General features: G+C 49.3%; 15 protein-coding genes and 2 pseudogenes. 9 read left to right on the plus strand and 8 right to left on the minus strand.

Features of this window, described 5'->3' with window-relative positions; genetic code table 11:
• A pseudogene (locus tag HMPREF0673_RS13340) lies at positions 1-2,870 on the minus strand (hypothetical protein); the annotation flags it as partial.
• A gap of 377 nt (positions 2,871-3,247) precedes the next feature.
• On the opposite strand from HMPREF0673_RS13340, the gene fldA reads away from it, so the two are divergent.
• From fldA to HMPREF0673_RS05605, 5 genes and pseudogenes are all read left to right on the plus strand, one after another.
• The gene (gene fldA / locus HMPREF0673_RS05590) at positions 3,248-3,745 is read left to right on the plus strand and encodes a flavodoxin FldA (protein ID WP_007899237.1); all 498 of its coding nucleotides are present in this window, start codon (positions 3,248-3,250) and stop codon (positions 3,743-3,745) included.
• Positions 3,746-3,797: 52 nt separating this feature from the next.
• On the plus strand, positions 3,798-4,151 hold the full coding sequence (locus tag HMPREF0673_RS05595; protein ID WP_007899240.1) for a DUF2023 family protein: 354 nt from the start codon (positions 3,798-3,800) through the stop codon (positions 4,149-4,151).
• Between the two features lie 172 nt (positions 4,152-4,323).
• A pseudogene (locus HMPREF0673_RS15085) lies at positions 4,324-4,431 on the plus strand (transposase); the annotation flags it as partial.
• A gap of 444 nt (positions 4,432-4,875) precedes the next feature.
• Positions 4,876-6,258: a DNA cytosine methyltransferase gene (locus HMPREF0673_RS05600; RefSeq protein ID WP_007899246.1), complete on the plus strand. Its 1,383-nt coding sequence runs from the start codon at positions 4,876-4,878 to the stop codon at positions 6,256-6,258.
• Between the two features lie 5 nt (positions 6,259-6,263).
• On the plus strand, positions 6,264-7,409 hold the full coding sequence (locus HMPREF0673_RS05605) for a hypothetical protein (RefSeq protein WP_007899247.1): 1,146 nt from the start codon (positions 6,264-6,266) through the stop codon (positions 7,407-7,409).
• Between the two features lie 315 nt (positions 7,410-7,724).
• On the opposite strand, the gene nqrF is transcribed toward HMPREF0673_RS05605, so the two are convergent.
• Genes nqrF through HMPREF0673_RS05635 form a run of 6 tightly spaced genes read right to left on the minus strand, consistent with a single transcriptional unit; the run spans position 7,725 to position 13,572 of the window.
• Entirely contained in the window at positions 7,725-8,996 is a 1,272-nt protein-coding gene (gene nqrF, locus HMPREF0673_RS05610; RefSeq protein ID WP_007899248.1) for an NADH:ubiquinone reductase (Na(+)-transporting) subunit F, read from the minus strand.
• Positions 8,997-9,014: 18 nt separating this feature from the next.
• Positions 9,015-9,641: an NADH:ubiquinone reductase (Na(+)-transporting) subunit E gene (gene nqrE / locus HMPREF0673_RS05615; protein WP_040596515.1), complete on the minus strand. Its 627-nt coding sequence runs from the start codon at positions 9,639-9,641 to the stop codon at positions 9,015-9,017.
• 5 nt (positions 9,642-9,646) lie between these two features.
• Positions 9,647-10,273 (minus strand): NADH:ubiquinone reductase (Na(+)-transporting) subunit D, encoded by a 627-nt coding sequence (locus tag HMPREF0673_RS05620; protein WP_007899250.1) that lies wholly within the window; start codon positions 10,271-10,273, stop codon positions 9,647-9,649.
• A gap of 17 nt (positions 10,274-10,290) precedes the next feature.
• Complete coding sequence (nqrC, locus tag HMPREF0673_RS05625; protein ID WP_007899251.1) at positions 10,291-11,019, minus strand: NADH:ubiquinone reductase (Na(+)-transporting) subunit C; 729 nt, start codon at positions 11,017-11,019, stop codon at positions 10,291-10,293.
• A gap of 12 nt (positions 11,020-11,031) precedes the next feature.
• Positions 11,032-12,192 (minus strand): NADH:ubiquinone reductase (Na(+)-transporting) subunit B, encoded by a 1,161-nt coding sequence (locus tag HMPREF0673_RS05630; protein WP_007899252.1) that lies wholly within the window; start codon positions 12,190-12,192, stop codon positions 11,032-11,034.
• A 27-nt stretch (positions 12,193-12,219) separates the two neighbouring features.
• Complete coding sequence (locus tag HMPREF0673_RS05635; RefSeq protein WP_007899259.1) at positions 12,220-13,572, minus strand: Na(+)-translocating NADH-quinone reductase subunit A; 1,353 nt, start codon at positions 13,570-13,572, stop codon at positions 12,220-12,222.
• Positions 13,573-14,036: 464 nt separating this feature from the next.
• On the opposite strand from HMPREF0673_RS05635, the gene HMPREF0673_RS05640 reads away from it, so the two are divergent.
• Positions 14,037-18,416 (plus strand): translocation/assembly module TamB domain-containing protein, encoded by a 4,380-nt coding sequence (locus HMPREF0673_RS05640; protein WP_007899261.1) that lies wholly within the window; start codon positions 14,037-14,039, stop codon positions 18,414-18,416.
• Between the two features lie 27 nt (positions 18,417-18,443).
• Here HMPREF0673_RS05640 and HMPREF0673_RS05645 read toward each other — a convergent pair whose 3' ends face one another.
• Positions 18,444-19,760: an ATP-binding protein gene (locus HMPREF0673_RS05645; protein WP_007899262.1), complete on the minus strand. Its 1,317-nt coding sequence runs from the start codon at positions 19,758-19,760 to the stop codon at positions 18,444-18,446.
• 241 nt (positions 19,761-20,001) lie between these two features.
• Here HMPREF0673_RS05645 and HMPREF0673_RS05650 point away from each other — a divergent pair, with 241 nt between their 5' ends.
• From HMPREF0673_RS05650 to HMPREF0673_RS05660, 3 genes are all read left to right on the plus strand, one after another.
• The gene (locus tag HMPREF0673_RS05650) at positions 20,002-22,047 is read left to right on the plus strand and encodes a hypothetical protein (protein WP_050804950.1); all 2,046 of its coding nucleotides are present in this window, start codon (positions 20,002-20,004) and stop codon (positions 22,045-22,047) included.
• A gap of 97 nt (positions 22,048-22,144) precedes the next feature.
• Entirely contained in the window at positions 22,145-23,413 is a 1,269-nt protein-coding gene (gene cls, locus HMPREF0673_RS05655; protein WP_007899265.1) for a cardiolipin synthase, read from the plus strand.
• Positions 23,414-23,522: 109 nt separating this feature from the next.
• Complete coding sequence (locus HMPREF0673_RS05660) at positions 23,523-24,389, plus strand: lysophospholipid acyltransferase family protein (protein ID WP_007899267.1); 867 nt, start codon at positions 23,523-23,525, stop codon at positions 24,387-24,389.
• The last annotated feature ends 30 nt before the right edge of the window (positions 24,390-24,419 follow it).

Raw genomic sequence — 24,419 nt, forward strand, 5'->3', positions numbered from 1 at the left:
TGAAGTACTGTGCCCTCATTCTTGGCTGTGCCAGGAGTGAAGCGTGCATACACCTCGAAGGCGTCCGGTGTACCCGTGAACGGCAGGTTGCCCCTTACGTCGTTTAAGTCGGTGAAGTTGTAGTTAGAGGCATTTGCAGGATTCATGTTACCCATATTGATATGTCCGGTTGTGATATTGCCGTTGGCATAAGCCAGACTAAGATCTTTCGACTTGATGCGGACACCAGAACCCTCAAATCCATCTATCTTTTCGGGCTTCGGCGACATTGAGGCCCATTTAGCCAAATCGCCGGTTGCTGATTCAAACGAGTTCCATGTCTCAGCGAGGGATGTCTCGCCCCAGTTCTCGAAATCGGCGTTTGGTATCTGATAGAAAGCAGCCTTCTCCTTCTCTTCGAAAGTGATAGTATAGACATTGGTCAGCGTCTCATCATCTTCGACAGTGATAGTGAGCTTACCTGTAAACTTATCGTAACTTACATTAACCTTAGCTGTCTCAGAAGAAGCCTTGTAAGACACCTCATCGGCTTGATACTTACCAGCAGTTGTGAAGTTCTTATCGTCCTTGCCTGCCGAGATAAACTCCTTGCCTGCCACAACGAGCGAAGTGAGTGTCGGAGCCGGTTTCTTATACTTAATGGTATAGGTGCTTATAGCCGACGGATTGCTCTGTGCATCGTAGTCATTGCCCTTCACAATGATAGAGAACATGCGAGTAGCCTCGTCGTATTTTGTATCCACCGTAGCAGCAATGCCCTTCTTGTTGTAAGAAACCTTCGTCTTGTTAGCATCATACACCGCATCAACTGTGTAGTTGTAGCAGTCCTCAGCGAATTTCTCGTTCAGTGCTATAGCATTGCCTTCGCTGTCGGTTGTGGTCAGAGACTTAAGAGTGTGATAATAGATGAGCTTGAGGTTGTCAAGGTCTAGCTGGTCGTCCTTAGATGCACCTGGCACGGGGTTGGTTGTAGCCGAAGCAAGGAGATACTGCTTACCACTCTCGTTGCCAGTGTAGCTGAACTTGCCCGTGAACTTGGTCCAATCTGCTGTTGCCGGAATGAGCACCGAAGCCGAAGCAATCTTGTTAGCAGCCTGCTCGCTGAGCTCTGGGTCGTGATATGCCACCTCGCCATGAACGATGAGCTGAACGCGACCCTGAAGTACTGTGCCCTCATTCTTGGCTGTGCCTGGAGCAAAGCGTGCATACACCTCAAACGCGTCGGGGGTACCAGTGAATGGCAGACTACCATTTATGTCGTTTAAGTAGGTGAAGTTGTAGTTAGAGACATCTGCAGGGTTTGTGTCACCCATATTGATACGACCGGTTGTGATGTTACCGTTGGCATAAGCCAGACCAAGATCTTTCGACTTGATGCGGACACCATAACCCTCAAATCCATCTATCTTTTCGGGCATCGGCGAGAAAGAAGCAAACGAAGCATATTTACCGGTTGCTGATTCAAACGAGTTCCATGTCTCAGCGAGGGCTGTCTCGCCCCAGTTCTCGAAGTCGGCGTTAGGTATCTGATAAAAAGCAACCTTCTCCTTACCATTAAATGTGATAGTGTAGACATTAGTCATCGACTCCTCATCTTCAACAGTGATGGTGAGTTTACCCGTAACTTTGTCGTAACTTGTATTAACCTTAGCTGTCTCCGAAGAAGTCTTGTAAGACACCTCGTCAGCGTTGTACTTACCATTAGCAGTGAAGTTCTTATCGTCCTTGCCTGCCGAGATAAACTCCTTGCCTGCCACAACAAGCGAAGTGAGTGTCGGAGCCGGCTTCTTATACTTAATGGTATAGGTGCTGATAGCCGACGGATTGTTTACAGCGTCGTAGTCCTCACCCTTCACAATGATAGAGAACACGCGAGTAGCCTCGTCGTATTTCGTATCCACCGTAGCAGCAACACCCTTCTTGGTGTAAGGCACCTTTGTTTTGTTAGCATCGTACATCGCATTGACGGTGTAGTTGTAACGGTCTGCTGCAAACTTCTCGTTCAGTGCTATAGCCTTGCCTTCACTATCGGTTGTGGCAAGAGTGTCAAGAGCGTGATAGTAAATAAACCTAACATTGTCAACAGTGAGCGAATTGCCGTCCACGATGTTGTTGCGGTTGCCGAAGTAGTCGGTAGCCGAGAAGATAACGTTCACCTTCTCCACGCTTGCGTTCTCGTCGGCGTAAACAAAGTTGATAGTGTCGCTCGCCCACTTGCCGTTGGTGCTGCCCTTGATGCTCTTCTCGAACTTAGCCACGCACGTAGCGCCCTCGGTAGATGTCACATCGCCACCCGTAGACGTAGGCATGTCAAAGATGTTGCGGTCGCGGTCCTGCATGTCCACCTTCGTAGCCGAAGCCCACACAACGGTGTTGCCCGGCACGTTCTTCTGGGTCCATGTGCCGTTCCAGAGATAAGCCAGCACCGTAGCGTTCTCGTCGCCCTTCGAGTTGTCGCGCTTGTAGTCGAAGCGCATGGCGTCGGGACGGAATGTGAAGCTGCTGCCGCCGAACGTGCCTCCGTCAGAGTTCTTCACCGTGATGCCCCTCACCTCTGCCGTAGCGAACGGCGTGCCGAGCGTGAGGTAAGCCGGAATCTTATTGCCCAAGATAGAAGTGTTGTAAAGGTGAGCGGCCTTTCCCGTGCCGTCCTTGCCCTCTACAGCGTCGATAATCTGTTTCTTGCCGATAGCTGTATTCACGTTAGAAGCGTGCCATCCCTCGGGTTGTGTGCCCGAATCTGATGTGTTGCCCTTACTGTCCCAAGGCACACACTTCACCCATTCTGCGTCAAAGTCGCCATTAATCTGTTGGGCATTAGCAGCAAGAGCTACTCCACCCAACATTAATAGGGTTAAAATCTTTTTCATCTTTAATGAGTTTTTGTTTTTAATACCTAATAATCTCTTTTACTAATAATTATCCTTTCAAAAAAAACAGTGAACACTCATGCAGAATAAACGTTTACACACCGCACAAGTTGCCACAAAATCGCTACAAAGTTAATGCAAATATTTGAAATTCAGCACTTTTTAAAATATTTTATAATAAAAGCAAACTATAAAGCAACTTTTACCGACATAAATATCACTTTTATTCGTTTTTAATATACAAAACGAAACGCCCTCACCAGTTTCAAAATCATCGAATTTAGGTATTGCGTAAAAGTCGGAAGCAAGCTAATTTTGCAGCGGTGATAAAACCAAATTCTTTAACCATACATTTACAAATAAAAACAACTAAGATTATGAAAACAACTGTAATCATCTACGGCACAAGCACCGGCACCTGCGAAGACCTGGCTGGCAGAATAGGAGCCAAACTGGGCGTGGACAACGTTATCAACGTGACTGACCTCGACGCGAGTGTTCTCGCCGACAACGAAAACTTCATTCTCGGCACATCTACATGGGGCGCAGGCGAGATGCAGGACGACTGGTATGACGGCATAAAGACACTCAAGGGTGCCGACCTCAGCGGCAAGACAGTGGCTCTCTTCGGCTGCGGCGACTCTGAGTCGTACCCCGACACATTCGTGGGCGGTATGGCTGAGTTATACAATGCCGTTAAGGCGGCTGGCGCCAACGTAATCGGAGCAGTAGCTACTGAAGACTATACATTTGACGATTCGGAAGCGGTGGTAGACGGCAAGTTCGTCGGACTGGCTCTTGACGAGGTGAACGAAGATGACAAGACCGACGAGCGCATCGACGCTTGGGTGGCTGAAATAAAGCCATGCCTCTAAACCACACGCAATAAGTTCTCACTCTTACAATTAATTATTAAAGTTCGCAATCATGCAGCAATCCACAATTTTACCAGTAGACATGAAGGTTCTGATGAACCATATCTACGAATACAAGAAGGGAGTGCGCCGTATGGTGCTCTTCACGTTCAACAAGAAATACGAGGACTTTGCCATACGCCGACTGGAAAGCCAAAACATAAAATACGTCATACAGCCCGTAGGCAACGATCGCTTAAACCTGTATTTCGGCAGAGAGGAATGCCTCAACGCCATACGCATGATTGTGACACGCCCACTCAACCTGCTAACGCCAGAAGAAGACTTCATGCTCGGCACTATGCTCGGCTACGACCTCTGCTCGCAGTGCGAGAGATACTGTGAGCGTAAGAGCAAGTGCAGCTGAAAAGCTGAAGGATAAGACTGAAAGGCTGATGGATAAGACTTTGAGGCTGACAGATAGGCTGGTAGATATCTCGTTCTGCGGATTATCTGCCAGCCTTTATCGTGCTCATACCGTGCAGCTTACAGCGATTATGGAAGATATGGAGGATTTTTTAGCGTACTTTGTTTTATAGGAGATTAAAGTGATGAAACGCAATGCGTATGGCTTCAGAGATGAAGAATACTTCAAACTGAGACTATACGCATTGCATGATTGTAACATCACTCGGAATGTCGGATGAACCTAAAAACAGACTCAAAACACAATTTTGACATATAAATTCAACTTAAACAATTACAAACACAGCAAGTTTTTACTTTTCACTTAACCAGTTTGTGGAAAAATCAAATAATTAAATTTTGCAGTTTGTGCTTTTTATCGTATCTTTGCAATGGATTCAGTCGCAAGCGTGCGAGGTCAATCCGTTTTCGTGGTAAAAAATATAAGCGTTTGCTGTTTATTCATAAAACGTTCAGAAACTTGCAGGTAGAAGAACAATATACAGAATAAGCGAGTAAGCGTCCACATATAGCGTGGACGTTTCTCTTGTCTGTATATTAGGTTTCCTGCAAGTACCTTGAACGTGGACAAGAAGCGTCCGCGTTTTTTCGTATAGGTACTTGTAGGAAACTTTGTTTTCAAGAATATTCATCCGACGCATTAAAACTTAATTGTTTTTAATGCTATGCTCAAAGAGAAATCTGAGGGTCTGCATCATTATTACAATGATTGCGGACAGGGTGAGTTGTACCCATATGAGAAGTCTGATTTCCTGTCAGACATACAACTTCCTATTAATTTTCCTTCAGCAGAAACAACAGAAAAAGGCAAGAAACACAGAGTATTGTCATTGTTCTCAGGCTGCGGAGGCATGGACTTGGGATTTGAAGGGGGCTTCATAGCCAACGCCAAATCCTTCCCTACCAACTCGCCATCAATCAAACACACAGTGAAAAAAGACTGGGTGCTGCTGAAGCGTACCGACTTCACAACTGTCTTTGCCAACGACATTCTGCCCGAAGCCGAAACAGCATGGACTACATACATGTCGCGCTTCGGACACACACCTGAAACATACCACCGCATGAGCATCGTAGACCTTGTAAAGATGCACAACAATGGCGTAGAGGTGTTTCCAAAGGATATAGATGTCGTAACCGGCGGCTTCCCGTGTCAGGACTTTAGCGTTGCAGGCAAACGCAAAGGTTTCGACTCTGACAAGAACGACATGGGTAAAAAGCGACTCGACAATGCTCCGTCAGAAGAAACACGCGGCAAACTTTACTTCTGGATGAAGCAGGTAATAGACATCGTGCGCCCGAAAGTGTTTGTGGCAGAAAACGTGAAGGGACTTGTAAACCTCGGCGATGTAAAGAACATTATACAACGCGACTTCGCAAGTGCCGACGGCAACGGATACATCGTGTTACCGCCCCAAGTGCTGAATGCAGGCAACTATGGCGTGCCAGAGTCGCGCGAGCGTGTCATCTTCATCGGCATCAGAAAGGACGCACTATGCGAAGAAGCCAAACAAGCCCTTACCGCCGAGAATATACCCGAAAAGTTCGACCCATACCCACACCCCACTCACGCAGGAAACATTACGGACAACGGCTTGCTGCCTAAAGTAACAACATACGATGTGCTGAAAGACCTCCCTGAACCTGCTGATGCCATCGACCCATCGCAAAGCATATACTCTAAAGCGAAGTTCCAAACCAACGGCAGTCAAGGACAGACAGAAATAAAGCTTGACGGACTCGGACCAACTATCCGTTCTGAACATCATGGCAACATCGAGTTCAGACGCCTATCGGCTGAACATGGCGGAAAACACATAGCAGAACTGAACAATGGCATGCATGAACGCCGACTAACCCCGCGAGAGTGCGCTCTGATACAGACCTTCCCGCCCGACTACCGATTCGTCATGCCCTACAATGGTCGCAAGTATCGCTTGAGTTCGTCAGGCGCATACAAGGTCATAGGCAATGCAGTTCCGCCAGTATTGGCGTTCAACATAGCCATGCGTCTACAGGAATTATGGGATAAATACTTCATTGATTAGGCAATATGGCATTGATTCTAAACAACTCGGACGCACGAATCCAAAACAACCTCATCTCTGTAAGACCATCGGATGCCACGCAAACCGATATTGAGTTTGCGCATTTCATGCGTCTTGCAGAGTCGTGGCTGAACGATGCGTCAGAAGCCGACAGAAATATATTCCGCAAGTGCAACGGCACAGAAATGGAACATATCGCATTGAAAGCCCTGAAAGATGTTGCACCGCAGACTTCATTCTGTGTAGACAACATCAAACTTGTTTCGGGTTTGCACTTTCCTGATATACAGGCTGCAGGACATTTCGGCGTTGAAGTGAAGTCAACGAAGTCAAACTCGTGGACATCAACGGGCAGCAGCATCGTCGAAAGCACACGCATACCCGATGTGTCGCGCATATACATGCTGTTTGCAAAGCTGGGAGGCGAAACGCCCGAGTTCCGATGCCGACCATACGAGCAATGCCTAAGCAACATAGCCGTGACCCATGCGCCACGCTATCTGATAGACATGAATCTTGCCGACAACGGAGAGAAGAATATCTTCGAGAAGATGAGTGTCGACTACGACACTTTCAGACTTTTGGAGGAGAAGGAGAAGATAAACAGCGTCAGAAAATACTATATGCACGCCAACCGCACTAAAGGCAAATACGAAATGCCGTGGTGGATGGGCGACGCAAACACCGAAGCATCCTCATCAATAATGATAAGATTCTTCACCGACCTTAGTTTGCAAGAAAAGGAGGAGATAAGGGCAAGGATGTTCGTGCTCTTTCCCGAACTGTTCGGACCGAAGCAAGACAAGTACAAGAGGGCTGCACTATGGATGTGCAGCCGCTATTCTGTGATTTGCTCAAATCTTCGCGACACGTTCAGTGCAGGCGGAAAAGTGGAAGAGATAGGTGGCGTAAAGTTCAACCACAAAGTGCCGCAAGTGCTCAACACGTTGTATCAATATCGCATATTGATAAAGCACCTTCTGAACAATCCCGACGATGCACTTCTTCAAGATGTTGAGGACAATTGGGGCGAAAACGAATCGATTGCATTCAGCACGAACAAATGGTTCGACTTGATACAACAAACATTCAACACCAACAACGAACTAAAAGATGTAGATATACGTCAGCTATTCGATTTATGGGGTTAATAAGACATACCATTATTGCTGTCCGATAAAACTTAAGCCAAAGCCACTTCCCAACTGCACACTGCTGCGCAGGTCGGAGACCTCCGCTACTGGTAGATGCACAGTTAAAGCTGACAGATAGACTGGTAGATATCTCGTTCCGAGACGAATCTATCAGCCTTTATCGTGCTCATAATCTGATGATTACGACAATGCTGACAGATATGGTAGATTTTTTCGCTAACAATGATTTTATCAGTCATCATATACATCAGAAACTGAAAAGCCGCTGACAGCAGTCAGCGGCTTTTTGGTAAGTATAAACATAAGGATTGATTATCCGAAGTTGTCGTACATGATGCTCTCCGGGTCTACGCCGAGCGAGTCGAGGTAGTCGGTAACGGTCTTGATGAGCATTGGAGGTCCGCAGAGGTAGTATTCGCAATCCTCCGGTGCCTCGTGATCCTTCAAGTAGGTGTCGCGGATGCAGTTTACAGCGAAGCCCTCGTAGTACTTCACGCCCTGAGCGTCTGCAACGGGGTCCTTGCGGTCGAGCGAGAGGTGGAAGTGGAAGTTCGGGAACTCCTTCTCCAACTCCCAGAAATCCTCAAGGAAGAACGCCTCGCCGAGAGCACGTGCGCCGTAGAAGAAGTGGAGCTCGCGGTCGGTAGTGTGCAGCGTCTTTGTCATGTGCATGATCTGAGCACGCAGCGGAGCCATACCAGCACCACCACCAATCCAAATCATCTCCTTGCCAGAAGTGAAGTTCGGGTGGAAGTCGCCGTAAGGACCTGACATCATCACCTTGTCGCCTGGCTTCAGTGAGAAGATGTACGACGAAGCGATACCGGTCGGTACGTTCTGGAAGCCCACCTGCGGACGTGGCAGGAACGGAGTTGTGGCGATACGCACGGTAAGCGTGATGATGTCGCCCTCGTCCGGATAGTTTGCCATTGAGTAGGCACGCACTGTAGGCTCTGGGTTGTGAGCCTTGAGCGAGAAGATGTTGAACTTCTCCCATGTGCCGATATACTCCTTGCCGATAAGATCCTTGTCGAAGTCCTTGTCGTAGTCGATGCAGTCGTATGCCGGAATCTTGATCTGTGCGTAAGAACCAGGAACGAAGTCCATGTGTTCGCCCGGAGGCAGAGCCACCTTGAACTCCTTGATGAATGAAGAAACGTTCTTGTTCGAGATAACCTCGCACTCCCATTCCTTAACACCCATAACAGAATCGGGCACCTTGATCTTCATGTCCGACTTCACCTTGCACTGGCATCCCAGACGCCAGTTGTCCTTTATCTGCTTGCGTGTGAAGTGGGGCTTCTCCGAGTCGAGAATCTCGCCACCACCCTCAAGCACCTGCACCTTACACTGTCCGCAGCTTGCCTTACCGCCGCATGCAGAAGGCAGGAAGATGCCATTCTCGTTGAGCGTAGTCATCAACGAAGAACCCTGCGGCACGTTGATGGTCTTGTCGCCGTTGATTTCGATGTTGACATTGCCGCTCGGGCTGAGGAACTTCTTAGCCACGAGAAGGATGACAACCAAGAGGAGTATCACAATAAGGAACACTCCGATACTTGCAAATATAAATGATGTATTCATAGTGTTGAGTCCTCCTTATTATATTTTAAGACCAGAGAAGCACATCATAGCCATAGCCATGAGGCCTACAGTGATGAACGTGATACCGAGACCCTGCAGAGGCTTTGGCACGTCGCTGTACTGGAGCTTCTCGCGGATAGCACCCATTGATACGATGGCGAGTGTCCAACCGATACCGCTACCCAAAGCGTAAACAACAGCGTCGACAACGTTGCCGATGTACTGTGTGTTAGACGGGTCGAGGTTGATGCGCTGCTGCATGAAGAGCGAAGCACCCATGATGGCGCAGTTAACGGCGATAAGCGGAAGGAAGATACCCAGAGCTGCATAGAGCGACGGCGAGTATCTCTCGACAATCATCTCCACCAGCTGCACGATACCTGCGATGACAGCGATGAAGAGGATGAAACTCAAGTAGGAAAGGTCTACACCATCAACCAAGCAGTCCGGGCCGAGCACCTTTGTCTGCAACAGATAGTCGACAGGCACGGTAACGAGCAACACGAACGTAACGGCAAGACCCAATCCCAATGATGTCTTCACGTTCTTCGACACGGCAAGGAACGAACACATGCCGAGGAAGAAGGCGAATATCATGTTGTCCACGAAGATGGACCGGAAGAAAAGACTTAATAAATGTTCCATTGTCATTAATTATTTTCCTTGTAAAAATAAGCTCTGTGAACCCATATCACGCAACCGAGCAGGATGAGCGCCATAGCCGGCATTGTCATCATACCGTTGTTGATGTAGCCTGCGTCGTAAACGCACTGCGGGATGATCTGGAAGCCGAGGAGCGTGCCACGACCGAGAAGCTCACGCAGACCGCCTACCACAACGAGGATGTAGGCATAGCCCAGACCGTTGCCCACACCGTCGAGGAACGACGGCCAAGGCTTGTTCTGCATAGCGAACGCCTCAAGACGACCCATGAGGATACAGTTGGTGATGATAAGACCTACGTATACCGAGAGTTCTACGCTCACGTCGTAAACGAAAGCCTTCAGCACCTGACTTACGATGGTAACAAGAGCTGCAACCACTACCAACTGCACGATGATACGGATGCGGTTAGGGATTGTGTTGCGGATGATTGAGATAATCACGTTTGCGAAGGCTGTAATCACCGTTACGGCAAGACCCATCACGATAGCCGGCTTGAGCTGCGATGTAACAGCGAGAGCCGAGCAGATGCCGAGCACCTGGACGAGGATAGGGTTGTCGAGGTTCAGAGGATTGGTGAAAGCTGCCTTATTCTCTTTTGAAAACAAACTCATAATCTTATTTCTCCTCCTTATTTAGATGTTAAGAATTTTGTGTACTCGCCGAGGCAGTTCTTGAGCATATCGCTCACGCCGTTACATGTGAGTGTAGCACCGGTTACGGCGTCGCACTGTGTAGACGGGTCTGTCTTCTCGTTCTTCTTCACTACAGAGAGAGCCACGCCATCCTTGCCCTCAGCAAAGACGTGCTTGCCCTTGAACTGGTCCTGCCAAGCGCGTGAGTCCTTGATTTCTGCGCCCAGACCGGCTGTCTCGCCTTCGTGGTTGAAATAGGCACCGTAAACGGTCTGCTTGTCGGCGTTGAGCGCGATGTAGCCGTTGATGCCGCCCCAAAGACCCATACCGTAAACCGGAATGACGTACTTTGTCTCGCCTTCGACGTTGCAGACATAGAGCGCGAGCTTGCCTTCCTTCATCGAAGCGCTGTTGCAGAGGAAGCCAGTTTCTGTGCCGCCCTGCTTTCCAGCCTCTACTTCCGCACCGTTGCGGTCGATAACCTTGTCGGCTGTCACCACCTTATTATATATATCGGTAGCTTCAGCACCGTCGATATCGCGGATGTTGAGCGCAGCGAGAATCTGCTTCTTCTTGTCGAGAGCTACGTTCTCGCCCTGCTGCGGCTTGAGCGATGAAGACACGAACGCCAGCAAGAATGCCACGATAACGACGATAACTACAGAATATAATATTGTATAAGAATTCGAACTGGTGTTGAATCCTTTCTTCTTTGTTTCTTCCATATTCCGAGAGTGTTATTTGTTGGTTAAACGTTTCATTCGCTTAGAGATGTTCTTCTGCACTACACAGTAGTCGATGAGCGGAGCGAACATATTCATGAAGAGGATGGCGAGCATCATGCCTTCTGGGTAACCAGGGTTCATCACGCGCACGATAACGGCAACTACACCGATGATTGCGCCGTACCAGTACTGTCCGCACTGTGTGCGAGCCGATGTTACGGGGTCGGTAGCCATAAACACTGCACCGAAGCAGAAACCGCCGAGCACGAGGTGCTCATACCACGCGATATGAGTCATGCCGAGTGCCTCGAAGATGTATGCTGTGACAGCACCGCCTACGAACACGCTGAACATTGTGCGCCAAGAAGCGATGCCTGTCCAGAGCAGGATAACGGCACCGATGGCGATGGCGATGACACTTGTCTCACCGATTGAGCCTGGGATGAAGCCGAACACCATGTCGGCAAGGCTTGCGTTTGAAGCCACGCCCTGTGCTATCTCGCCGAGCGGAGTTGCGCAGGTGAAGGTGTCGGGCAGTGTATTGCCCAAGCCGAAGATTGTGTCGTTAGCCACCCAAACTGCGTCGCCCGACATCTTCGTAGGATAAGAGAAGAAGAGGAACGCACGTGTGATGAGCGCTACGTTGAAGATGTTCATACCTGTTCCACCGAAGATTTCTTTGCCGATTACAACGGCGAAAGCCACTGCGATGGCGAGTGCCCAGAGCGGACAGCCAATGGGGATGATGAGCGGAATGATGATGCCCGAAACGAGGAAGCCCTCCTGTATCTCCTCGCCTTTCCACTGTGCCCATGCGAACTCGATGCCGAGGCCCACAACGTAGCTGACGATGATTTTCGGGAGCACCTGCAATGCTCCGTAGAGGAACATTGAGAAGAAGGAAGCGTCGGCGAGAGCACCTGCTGCCTTATAGTTCTGAAATCCCACATTGTACATACCGAACAGCAGAGCCGGGAGCAACGCGATGACAACGAAGCTCATGATACGCTTCGAGTCGATGGCGTCGTGGATGTTTACGCCGGTCTTCGATGTCTGGTTGGGTACAAACAGGAAAGTCTCGAAGCCGTCGAACAAGCTGCGGAAAGCATGGAGCTTTCCTTCGGGCTCGAAGTTCGGCTTGACATTATTAAGATATTTTCTCAGAAAATTCATACTTTTCTCTTTGTAATTAAATTAAACTTATGCGTTCTCCTTGCGAAGCATGTCGAGACCCTGGCGCACGATGTGCTGCAGTTCGAGCTTCGAAGAGTCAACAAATTCAGCCAGGGCGAAGTCCTCTGGTGCCACCTCGTAGATGCCGAGCTGCTCCATGCGGTCGATGTCGCCTGCGATGATAGCCTTTATGAGATATTCGCCGTAGATGTCCATCGGGAGCACCTTGTCGTACTCGCCGCTCATGATCATGTGGCGCTCGCCACCCTTCACGCGTGCGTCGAGGCTGTACTCCTTCTTCTTGCCGAAGAGCCAAGAGAAGTAGCTGCGGCTAACGGAGAAGTCGTTGGTGCGCGGAAGTATCCAGCCCAACATCTCGTCTACGTCGTCGCCCTCGGGGATGGCTGTAATCTCAGATGTGTGTCCGCCTACGTAGTCGGCTGTGGTGCACTTGCGACCTGTGAGCGGGTTGCCGTTGATGAGGCGTACGTGCTCGGTCTTAGCGAGTTTGCCCTCAACGAGCGAAGAGATAGGCTGACCAACGAGTGCTTCGGTGTAAGCCGGCTCGTTGATTTCGCTGCCTGCTACTGCCACGAGGCGGCGCAGGTCTACCTTGCCGGTGTTGAACAGACGACCGAAGAAGATAACGGCTGTAGGGTCTACGGTCCAAACCACCTCGCCCTTGTTCACGGGAGCGATGTTGTTCACCTGCACGCCCACGTTGCCTGCCGGACAAGCACCGTCGAACACTGTCACCTCTACGTCCTTAGCTCCCGTGAGAGCAGCACTTGTCTGCTGCGCACCGATGCCGAGATAGGTCTTGGCTACCTTTGCGAGAGCCGACAGACCGGTCTGGAAATCGCGCTCGTTGCCCTCGAGCTCGAACTCGAAGTCGCCGGCAAGTGGCATGTCGCGCAATGCGCTCACGAAGATGGCGCGCGGCTTCTGGTCGGGAGTGGTCGACACAGCGTAGGGAAGCTGGTTGATGTAGCCGAACAAGCCGGCATCAAGCAGAGCCTTCACTACGGCGTCGCCGTCGAGCGAAGCCACTTGTTTCTGACCGAAGTCTACATACTGCTGCTCTTTGTCAGCGTCTACAACCACGCGCAACACCTTGCGGCGGTCGCCTCTGACCACTGCCGACACTACTCCACTCACCGGTGAGGCGAACTTCACGTCTGTCTGCTTCTTGTTGACAAACAGCGCGTCGCCGACTTTCACCGTGTCGCCCTCGCGAACGACAACCTTCGGGGTCATGCCTACAAAGTCGTCAGGTACAAGAGCGTACTGAGCACACTTGCCCGAAGAGAACTTCTGCCGTGCAGCCTTTCCCTTGAGGTTAATGTTCAAGCCCTTGCGTAACTTAATTACATTTGCCATAAAATATTTATAGATTATAAGAATATTTCAGCATAGCTTTTACGCCACCTTCTTGCACAACTCGACACAATCAAGACGGACAAGATTCGGCAACGTGCGGAAATTTCCTACAAAATTAACAAAAATAAGCGGATTCAGAAAGCAAATGCTCTCTTTTATTTTCGCACACAATTAGTTTTTGAACAGCAAGCGTTTAAAAGTCACAAATATGCAATATGGAGTTTGCAAATACAGCAATTTGCGAGGTAAAGTCGATGTCAGAGCGCACTCAGCTTGACTACAAAGAACATAATAAATGAACTTAAGCCATCGTTAACCGTCCGCCATCCGATCAGATTGCGTTCGGAGCACGATGGTATAAAATCAACTTTCAATCTGGTTTTTCAACGCTTTTATTTGCCATTGTCAATGATTTTACGTAATTTTGCAAACTCTTTAACTACGACAAACTATAGGTTTCGCACGTGTTCAAACGCACTATCAAGATAATAATATGGACCATTACGGGTCTGTATCTCACCATCGTTACGCTTTTGCACATTCCCTTCATACAGAACACTATCGGGGAGTGTGTAGGCGATGCATTGTCTGCGAAGTTGGGCACGAAGGTGAGCATCGGACGCGTTGACCTTGGATTTGTCAACCGCATCATTATCGACGACTCGCAGATGCTCGACCAGCAGAACAAGCAGATGCTCACCGTGTCGCGTATCTCGGTGAAGGTGAACCTGTTGGCACTTGCCAACGGGCAGATAGAAATCACCTCCGCCCAGTTCTTCGGACTCAATGCTAACCTCTACAAGGCTACGCCAGAGACGAAACCCAACTTTCAGTTCGTTATAGACTCGCTTGCTTCAAAGGACACCACGAAGCAGCAGACACCTATCAACCTTCAAATCAACTCGCTCATTATCCGCAATAGCTCAGTGCGCTATCGCCTACTCTCAAGCGCATCGGTAGCTAACCGCTTCTCGCCCAACGACATCGAGGCGCAGAACATCAGTGCCCACTTCATAGTGAACCGCATCACCAACGACTCGCTGAACGTGAAGGTGAAACGCCTCTCGCTGAACGAGCGTTGTGGCTTCACGCTGCGCCGCCTTGCGCTCAACGCCATCGTCAGTCGCAGCGGAGCACAGATAGAGAAGTTGCACCTGGAACTGCCCAATTCGACAATCGAGAGTAAGCGCATAGCAGCCACATACCGCATGAACGGCGATGCACCCGACATGCAGTCGCTGCGCTTTGAAGGCACTTTAAACGCATCGCGCATCACACCCCACGACATAGCCTGCTTCGTGCCCCAGTTGCGGAGCTTCGACATGCCATTGGCTTTAAGCATTGGCTTCAACGGCACTGGCAACAGCCTGAATGTAAGCCACTTAAACATTGAGAACATCGACCACAGCTTTATCTTCAATGCCAAAGCTCACGTTCTGCGCAACACCCAAACGATATGGCACGCGGAGGTGAGCCGTCTCTTCGCTTCGAACGAGACTATTGGCTCTGTTTACAAGACCATTACAAGCAACGAATTGCCCGACATCGTGAACCGCCTCGGCGACGTATCGCTCACCGCAAAAGCCGACGGCACGGATGCCGACGGCTCGCTGAGCACACAGCTCAACTGCGCTACAGGCAGCATAAAACTGACGGCTGCAAAGAAGCAGAAGACTCTGCGTGCGCACGTTGAGACACACAAGTTCGAGCTCGGCAAGTTGCTCAACAGCGACAAAGCTGGCATCGTGTCGCTCTCACTCGACGCACAAGGCAGCTCGAAGGACAACATCGGCGTGAGCGGAAGCATCTACGACATCAGCTTCAACAACTACACCTATCGCAACATCAACCTTAAAGCCGACTACATCAATAAAGCACTGAACGGCTCCGCAACCATCGACGACCCCAACCTGCGTGCCACCGTAGAAGGACTGTTTGAACACCGTAGCCCCACTCCACATCTGCGCGTCACCACCGACGTGCAGACGTTTGCACCTGCTGCGCTCAACATCACAACGAAGTGGAACGGCGCACAATTCGCCGGCACAGCCACATGCGACATCAAGGGCAGCAACATCAACAATGCGGAGGGACAGATCGACATCGCCGACTTCACGATGCAGAATGCCGACTCGTGCTACGCCATACGCAACATCAACGTCGAGACAGGCTTCAACGACGGCAACCACTTCCTCAGCCTGAAGAGCGACTTCGGCACAATCGACCTGAACGGACATTTCAGCTACAGCTCGATTGTAAGGAGCCTGTTGAACCTCGTCGCCGACAAACTACCTACCATACCCGGACTCGAGAAGAAGCCACAGACCGACCACAACGACTTCACTATCAATGCGTCGATACAAAACACCGAGTGGCTACAACGACTGTTGGGCGTGCCTCTTGAGATACACCGTCCGCTCAGCCTCAGCGGTGAGCTCGACGACCGCAATAACAGTATCGACCTGTGGTGCGACGTGCCCTCGTTCACATACGCCGGCACCAACTACCGCGACGCTTACATCAACATCGAGTCGCCCGGCGACACGCTGAAAGCCGATGTACGCATAAAGAAGATCGCGCAGAACGGCAAGGCATTGGCACTGAAGCTGCGTGCAGGTGCGTTCGACAACCATCTGAACACCTCCATGGAGTTCCACAACGACGCACGCCGATCGCTATCGGGCGTGCTGAACACCAGTGCCGTCTTCGCAAAGAACGAAGAGGGCGAATCGACAGCATACATCGACATACTCGAATCGCGCACCACCATCGGCGACACAATATGGCACATACACCCTGCACGCGTCACCTACTATAAAGACCACCTCAACATCGACGGGTTCCACGTTAGTCATGCCAACCAAGAGATAGGCATCGACGGCACCGCGACACACAGCGTTGACGACTCGCTGACCGTGAAACTGAAGAACGTGGACGTGAACTACGTGCTCGATCTCATCAACTTCCACTCCGTAGAGTTCGACGGCAGGGCTTCGGGCACAGCACAACTGGCGGGCATCTTCGGCAAAGCACCGCTCATCAGCTCCGACCTACAGGTAGACCAGTTCAAGTTTGAGGGCGGACGCATGGGCACACTCTTTGCCAAAATCGGCTACAACTCGGAGGAAGGACGCATCGAATTCGATGCCGTGGCTGAAGACGAGGGCGACCGCCGCACCATCATCGACGGCTACGTGTCGCCACGCAACAAGTACATCGACCTCGGAATAAAAGCCGAAGGCACAAGAGCAGAGTTCCTAAGCGGATTCTGCGATAGCTTCATGGACAACATCGATGCCAGCATCAACGGCAAGGTGAACGTGGTGGGTGCGTTCAAGAACATCAACCTCATCGGAAAGGCGAAAGTAGACGGCAGCGTGCGGCTCACTGCGCTCAATACCACGTATGCTCTGCGTGGCGACTCGGTGCACTTCCTGCCCGACGAGATACGCTTCTGCAACGACACCATATACGACCGCCACAACAATATAGGCATCGTGACGGGCGGATTGCACCACCACAACTTCTCCAACTGGACATACGACATCGACGTAGAGGCGCAAAATCTGCTCGCATACGACACACATTCGTTCGACAGCGAGAGTTTCTACGGCACTGCGTACACCACCGGCACTTGCCAGATACGCGGAAAGAGCGGCGAGGTGACTATCGACGTGAACGCCACACCAGAGCGCAACAGCATATTGGTGTACAACGCTGCCGACAACAGCTCGCTATCGTCGCAGGATTATATACAATGGCGAACACACGAGAAGAAGGATTCGGTTGAAACAGAGAACAATAACAATAATCATGTAAACATAGGCACGAACATCAAGCTCAACTTCCTCATCAACTGCACACCCGACGCTACGCTGAAAATCATCATGGACGAAAAGACGGGCGACTACATAAAGCTCAACGGTGAGGGCGTGCTGTGTGCTACGTATTTCAATAAGGGCACCTTCGACCTCTACGGCAACTACTATGTTGACCACGGAACCTACAAACTGACTATACAGAACATCATCAAGAAAGACTTCGAGTTCCTCAGCGGTGGCTCTATAGCGTTCGGAGGCGACCCGTATAACGCCACGCTCGACCTGAGCGCACTCTACGTCGTGAACAGCGTGAGCCTTGCCGACCTGAACATCGGCAACTCGTTCTCGAACAACAACGTGCGAGTGAACTGCCTGATGAACATCACCGGCACACCGGAGAGTCCGAAGGTGTCGTTCAACCTCGACATGCCTACACTGTCGAACGATGCAAAACAAATGGTACATAGTCTGCTCAACGCCGAGGAGGAGACCAACCAACAGGTGCTCTACCTGCTCGCCGTAGGTCGCTTCTACGCACAGAACGACAACAACAACGGAGCATCGACACAGCAGTTCAGCCAAACATCACTCGCAATGCAGAGCTTCCTTAGCGGAACAATCAGCCAGCAGATAAACACTCTGCTCAGCAGCGTCATAAACAACAACAACTGGAACTTCGGCGCAAACATATCAACTGGCACCGACGGATTTTACAACGCTGAGTATGAGGGTATCCTGTCGGGCAAACTGCTCAACAACCGACTGCTCCTGAACGGACAGTTCGGCTATCGCGACAACCCAAACACAACAAACAACTTCATCGGCGACTTCGACATGAAGTACCTGTTGTTCCCGAACGGCAACCTGGCTATCAACGTCTACAACAAGACGAACGACCGCTACTTCACACGCAACAGCCTCAACACGCAGGGATTGGGCTTGATTATGAAGACCGACTTCAACCGTATATCAGACCTGTTCTTCTGGAAGCGCAGCAAGAAAGCGAAAGAGAAAAAGAAATAACAGCAAACAAGAACAAATAAGCACAAACTATAAGCTACAAAAAAACTTTAGCTTGTCTACCAAGTAAAGAGGCAAGTTGAGCAAATCGCCATCTTTCCTCATATTGAGAATAGACAGCCGAATAGACAGTTGAGGGGTATATTGCTTACGATAATAAGCAAGACTCTTCGCTGTCACATTCTTATCAGCCTTCACCTCTATTGGTATAATCCGCCCTGTATCTTGCAAGACAAACTCAACCTCTGCCGTATTGCCAGAAGTCCAATAATAATGCTGATTGCCAAACTGCCGTACCAAAGACTGCAATACGTAATTCTCCGCTATAACACCTTTAAACTCGGTAAATAAATTATCACCCATCAATACAGTGGTTGCATCAAGATCGAACTTACGTCCTAACAATCCCACATCATTAAGATAAAGTTTAAACGCATTACTCTTCTTATAAGCCGAAAGAGGCAAACGTGGAGTTTCTATTGCCGACACCCGATACACCAATCCTGCCAAACAAAGCCACTCTATAGCACCCTCATACTCACGTGCTCTTCCACCCTTTTGGATATCAGCATAGCGAAACTTCTTGTCCTCACGTGCCAATTGGTCTTGCAAATTGCCCCAAACCTGAAACACTCGCGGAATATCCTTATTGCTAATATGCTTAGCAAAATCCAACGAATAAGATTGCAAAATGGCACCTTGCACAGTCTTTACATCACTCCAATTTCGAGTATCTAAATATGTACTCACAACCTCTGGCATCCCTCCTAAAACTAAATAGACCTTATAGGCATCTATCAACTGTTGATGAATCACTTCAGGCACAGCCATTATCTCATCAATCATCTGATAAGCACGATACAATCTTTCGTCAGCAGCTTGAAGATATTCTTCAAACGAAACTGGATAAAGTGTCATAAAATCGACCTTACCAACCGGAAACGAAGAACCAGTACGATTAAGAGCCACACCCAAGAGAGAGCCTGCACATACTACTGCATACTCCGGAGCATCCTCGCAAAAATACTTCAAACTGTTTAAAGCCTCATTACACTCCTGTATCTCGTCGAAAATAATAAGTGTGGTTGAAGGCGAAACGGGCTTTCCTACAATCATTTCCATCAACTTTACGAGTTTTAAGGGCTCTTTAGTGCGCTTAAAATCTTCCTTCACACTTGGCATGGTATCGAAGTTGATGTAAACAATGTCCTCAAAACACTCGTTGCCAAACTTCTTTAATGCCCATGACTTACCCACTTGACGTGCACCTTGCAACACCAATGGCTTACGACGTGGGCTGTTCTTCCACACCTTCAAAGCATCAATTATATTTCTTTTTATCTCCATAGCTTCTCCATTTATATATTATTCTTTACACTCAACACTTCTCACAAGTGCCAATTTTCGGCAAATATACACATTTTTGATATTAAAAAGTGGCAAATACGTACGATTTCAATACATTATTAACTTTATTTACCTTATCACATCCAACCTCTATAGCAAAGAAAGAGGAATATAAAACAGCAGAATATAGTCGTTTTTCAACCAACTATTTGTACCTTTGCAACAAAACCACTACAATCTAATGACACCTATGAACCGACTCCTCTGCATATCGATCCTTTTAATCCTTGGCGTGCCATGCCTCGCGCAGCAAACCAAGGAACACTCGGCATACGCATGGTTGCCCCTGTTTGAACAACTCTGCGACTACGACGACATCGAGGAGCACGACATGGAGGACATGTTTGAACAACTCTGCGAACTCGAACAGACACCACTCGACCTAAACAAAGCTACGGACGAAGACCTGCTACGCCTCTTCTTCCTGTCGCCCAAACAACGCGAAGACCTCACCGAATATCTCGACCGCTATCGTCCACTGCGTTCGATAGGCGAACTTGCACTCGTTGAATCTGTCGACCCACTACGCAAACAACTGCTCGAAAGCTTTTGCTTCATCAGCGAAGCGAACGAGGAACGCCCGTTTCCCACGCTGAAACAGATTGCAAAGTACGGCAAGAACGAGCTGGTGGCAGCTACGCAAGTGCCACTATACGACCGCGAAGGCGACCGCAATGGATACCTCGGATACAAGTATAAACATTGGTTCAGATACACATTCAAATATGGCGACTACGTAAAGGCAGGACTAACAGGAGCGCAAGACGCAGGCGAGCCGTTCTTCTCCAACTGCAACAAGCTGGGCTACGACCATTATGCCTATTATCTGTTGGTCAGGAAGTTGGGACGATTTAAGGCGATTGCGCTCGGACAATACAAGCTAAGGCTCGGTTTAGGACTGGCTATGAACACAGGCTTCACGCTCGGAAAGACGGCAACGACAACCATGTCAATACCCACCAACGCCATCACTGCCAACTCTTCACGCTCAGAGGCTTACTATCTGCAAGGGGCGGCTACGACCATCGGCGTAGCAAAACATCTGGATGCCACGGCATTCGTGTCATACCGCAATGTTGATGCCACGCTCAACGCCGACGGCACGGTGAAGACACTGCTGCGCACAGGCTACCACCGCACGCAGAGCGAGATAGAACAACGCCACAACACCTCACAATTCGTCGCCGGAGGCAACATCAACTGGAAAGCCAACGGTTTACGCATCGGTGCCACAGCCTTCAACACAGCCTTCAACCGCCCACTGAAACCAAACACAGCACAAGCCTATCAAAGGTATGCACCTAAAGGTATGAGCTTCTTCAATGCAAGCCTGTACTACGCCTACACCCACTATCGCTTCTGCTTCAATGGCGAAACAGCAATGAATGGTGACGCTGCCGTAGCCACTCTCAACACCATAACATTCCAAGCTACCAACAATCTGCAACTCACTGCCATACAACGCTTCTACTCTTACCGCTACCACTCGCTTTTCAGTGCTTCGTTCAGCGACGGCGGACACATACAAAACGAAAACGGAGTGTACGCTGCCATAGCGTGGCATCCAATTGCAAAACTCACCCTGACGGCATACACCGACTATGCTTATCACCCTTGGCCACGCTATGGTGTGTCGGATCCGTCACATTCGTGGGACAACATGCTGCAAACCAGTTTCCAGCCGAATCGCAAATGGACAATCTCAGCACGCTACCGACTGCGTTTACGCCAAAAAGACTACAAAGAAAACGACAAGGCGAAGACCCAATTAGCCGACAAAAATGAGCAGCGAGCACGCCTCACTGTAGGTTATGAGAGTGGCATCTGGAAAACGAAGACACAGATTGATGCTGCCTATACGCTCATCACCCCACCCCTCTCTTCAACAATAGTGAGCAAAGGATGGATGGCATTGCAAACAATCGCGGTACGCCTGGGACGTTTCACATTGGCTGCCAACGCTGCTTACTTCCACACCGACGACTACGACTCACGGCTATATGCATACGAACGCACCACACTCTACAACTTTTCGTTCCCCTCGTTCTTCGGTGAAGGCATACGTGGTGCGCTATTCTTACGCGCCGACATCAATAAAAACCTCGTCTTAATAGCTAAGGCAGGCACAACGAAATACTTCGACCGCAACAGCATATCAAACGCTCTGCAACAGATAAACCAATCGTACAAGACCGACATCGACCTGCAACTAAAGTGGAAGTTCTAACCACAGTTGTGGTGTATATTACACAAATCGCATCGAAACACTTGGCACATCGGCTATTTTTCAGTAATTTTGCACACTAAAAAGTTGCACATTGAGAATGATTAAACGATACTTATTATTACTGCTTGTGGCTTGTCTGTCGTTCGGTACTTCAAAGGCACAGACAAGCGATTCGCTTATTGTAAACCGCTTGCGCGCAGAGGGCGTGAAGTTCTCGCACAACAACACGGTAACGCTGCTGATGAACGGACAGGAGAAATTCGACGACATGTTCCGCGCAATACGCCAAGCACGCAGCAGCGTGCATCTTGAATACTTCAACTTCCGCAACGACTCCATCGCCAACATGCTCTTCGACCTGCTTGCCGAGAAAGCCAAGGAAGGCGTAGAGGTGCGCGCCCTGTTCGATGCCTTCGGCAACAGCTCGAACAACCGCCCGCTGAAGAAGAAACACCTGAAGTCGATACGCAAACGTGGCATCGAGATATACGAGTTCAGCCCACTACGCTTCCCGTGGATTAACCAGGTGTTTCACCGCGACCACCGCAAGATTGTAATCATCGACGGACAGATAGCCTACACCGGAGGCATGAACGTAGCCGACTACTATATCAACGGCACAAACCAGGTAGGCGAATGGCACGACATGCACTGTCGCATCGACGGCGACGAGGTGAACACGCTACAAGCCATCTTCCTGCGTATCTGGAACAAAACCGCTAAGCAAAACATACACGGCGCAAAGTACTACCGAGGCATACGCGGCGGCTATTACTTTGAAGGACTAAAGCCCGACACCTGTCTCACTGCTGGAAAGAAGATGGTTGGCATCATCAACCGCGAACCACGCACCACAAACCGCATCATACGCACCTTCTACGAAGGAGCCATCAACGATGCCAAGGACAGCATAAAACTCATTAGCCCTTACTTCACACTCATACCGAAGGTGAAGAAAGCACTGCGCAAAGCTGCTAAACGTGGCGTGCAGGTAGAAGTAATGATTTCGGAACGCGGCGACATTCCGCTCACACCCGACTGCGTATTCTACAACGCACACAAACTGATGAAGCACGGTGTGAAGGTGTGGATATACCGTCCTGGCTTCCACCACACGAAGATAATAATGGTAGACGGCAAGTTCTGCACCGTGGGCAGCGCAAACCTCGACGCACGCAGTTTGCGCTTCGATTACGAAGAGAATGCCGTCATCATCGACCAATGCACCACCCGACAACTCAACGATATGTTTGAACGCGACAAGAAGAAGAGCGTTATGCTCACGCCCGAGTATTGGAAGACAGAGCGCACAGGATGGCAAAAGTTTCGCGGATGGTTCGCACATCTGCTCGCACCATGGTTGTAACGACAAAAGAATGATACGCAAATTATATAACAGTAATACGCTAAAATATGCACTAATAAGAAAAAATAGTTGTAATTTTGCAAAAACAGATTATTAACAAATCGTAAGAATGTATTACTTCATATATTTCATAATAAAGACATTGTCATACATCCCCTTCTGGATGCTATATGCCATATCTGACATCATGTATTATCCACTCTACTACGTCATACGTTATCGTAGAGAGATAGTACGCAAGAACCTCACCGAGTCGTTCCCAGAGAAAAGCCTCAGCGAAATAATAACGATAGAGAAGAAGTTCTACCGATTCTTTATGGACATGCTCCTTGAGAGCAGTAAAATAGCTTCAATCTCTCCCGACGAGATGAGAAAGAGGATGAAGTTCGTGAATATAGACAAAACGAACAAACTGCTTGACGAAGGAAAGTCGTTGGCATTCTTCATGGGGCACTTCTGCAACTGGGAGTGGATGACCTCCGTAGGTCTGTGGATAAAGGACGATGTAGTATGTGCACAGGTATATCACAAACTCATCAACGAGACGTTCGACAAAATCATAAAACAAATGCGTGAGCGCATGGGCAATATATGCGTAGAGATGCGACATACGGCACGCTTCGTGGCAAGCATGAAAGCCGAGAACCGGGCGTGCATGGTGGCACTCATTGCCGATCAATCACCCAAAAGAAAACAAATAAAACACTATGTGAAGTTCCTAAACCACATGGTTCCGGTGCTGGTAGGTCCAGAGAAGATTGCTAATCACTTCGGGTATATGCCTATTTTCGTAAATGCGAAAAGAGTGAAACGTGGCTACTACGAGTGCGAATTCTCACTGCTACACAATGACCCAACATCACTACCCGATTACAAATTAACAGATTTATATTTTGAACGCTTAGAAGATGAAATCAGAAAGCACCCCGAGTGTTACCTCTGGACACATAATCGTTTCAAATATGCAAAAAACTAATAACAATTACACTACTCATTATTAAATAGA

This window comes from Leyella stercorea DSM 18206 (genome assembly GCF_000235885.1).
In the GTDB taxonomy this organism is placed as follows: domain Bacteria; phylum Bacteroidota; class Bacteroidia; order Bacteroidales; family Bacteroidaceae; genus Prevotella; species Prevotella stercorea.

Coding starts and splice junctions, on each gene's coding strand:
- fldA (WP_007899237.1), top strand. CDS start 3,248: ATGAAAACAACTGTAATCATCTACGGCACAAGCACCGGCACCTGCGAA.
- HMPREF0673_RS05595 (WP_007899240.1), top strand. CDS start 3,798: ATGCAGCAATCCACAATTTTACCAGTAGACATGAAGGTTCTGATGAAC.
- HMPREF0673_RS05600 (WP_007899246.1), top strand. CDS start 4,876: ATGCTCAAAGAGAAATCTGAGGGTCTGCATCATTATTACAATGATTGC.
- HMPREF0673_RS05605 (WP_007899247.1), top strand. CDS start 6,264: ATGGCATTGATTCTAAACAACTCGGACGCACGAATCCAAAACAACCTC.
- nqrF (WP_007899248.1), bottom strand. CDS start 8,996: ATGAATACATCATTTATATTTGCAAGTATCGGAGTGTTCCTTATTGTG.
- nqrE (WP_040596515.1), bottom strand. CDS start 9,641: ATGGAACATTTATTAAGTCTTTTCTTCCGGTCCATCTTCGTGGACAAC.
- HMPREF0673_RS05620 (WP_007899250.1), bottom strand. CDS start 10,273: ATGAGTTTGTTTTCAAAAGAGAATAAGGCAGCTTTCACCAATCCTCTG.
- nqrC (WP_007899251.1), bottom strand. CDS start 11,019: ATGGAAGAAACAAAGAAGAAAGGATTCAACACCAGTTCGAATTCTTAT.
- HMPREF0673_RS05630 (WP_007899252.1), bottom strand. CDS start 12,192: ATGAATTTTCTGAGAAAATATCTTAATAATGTCAAGCCGAACTTCGAG.
- HMPREF0673_RS05635 (WP_007899259.1), bottom strand. CDS start 13,572: ATGGCAAATGTAATTAAGTTACGCAAGGGCTTGAACATTAACCTCAAG.
- HMPREF0673_RS05645 (WP_007899262.1), bottom strand. CDS start 19,760: ATGGAGATAAAAAGAAATATAATTGATGCTTTGAAGGTGTGGAAGAAC.
- HMPREF0673_RS05650 (WP_050804950.1), top strand. CDS start 20,002: ATGACACCTATGAACCGACTCCTCTGCATATCGATCCTTTTAATCCTT.
- cls (WP_007899265.1), top strand. CDS start 22,145: ATGATTAAACGATACTTATTATTACTGCTTGTGGCTTGTCTGTCGTTC.
- HMPREF0673_RS05660 (WP_007899267.1), top strand. CDS start 23,523: ATGTATTACTTCATATATTTCATAATAAAGACATTGTCATACATCCCC.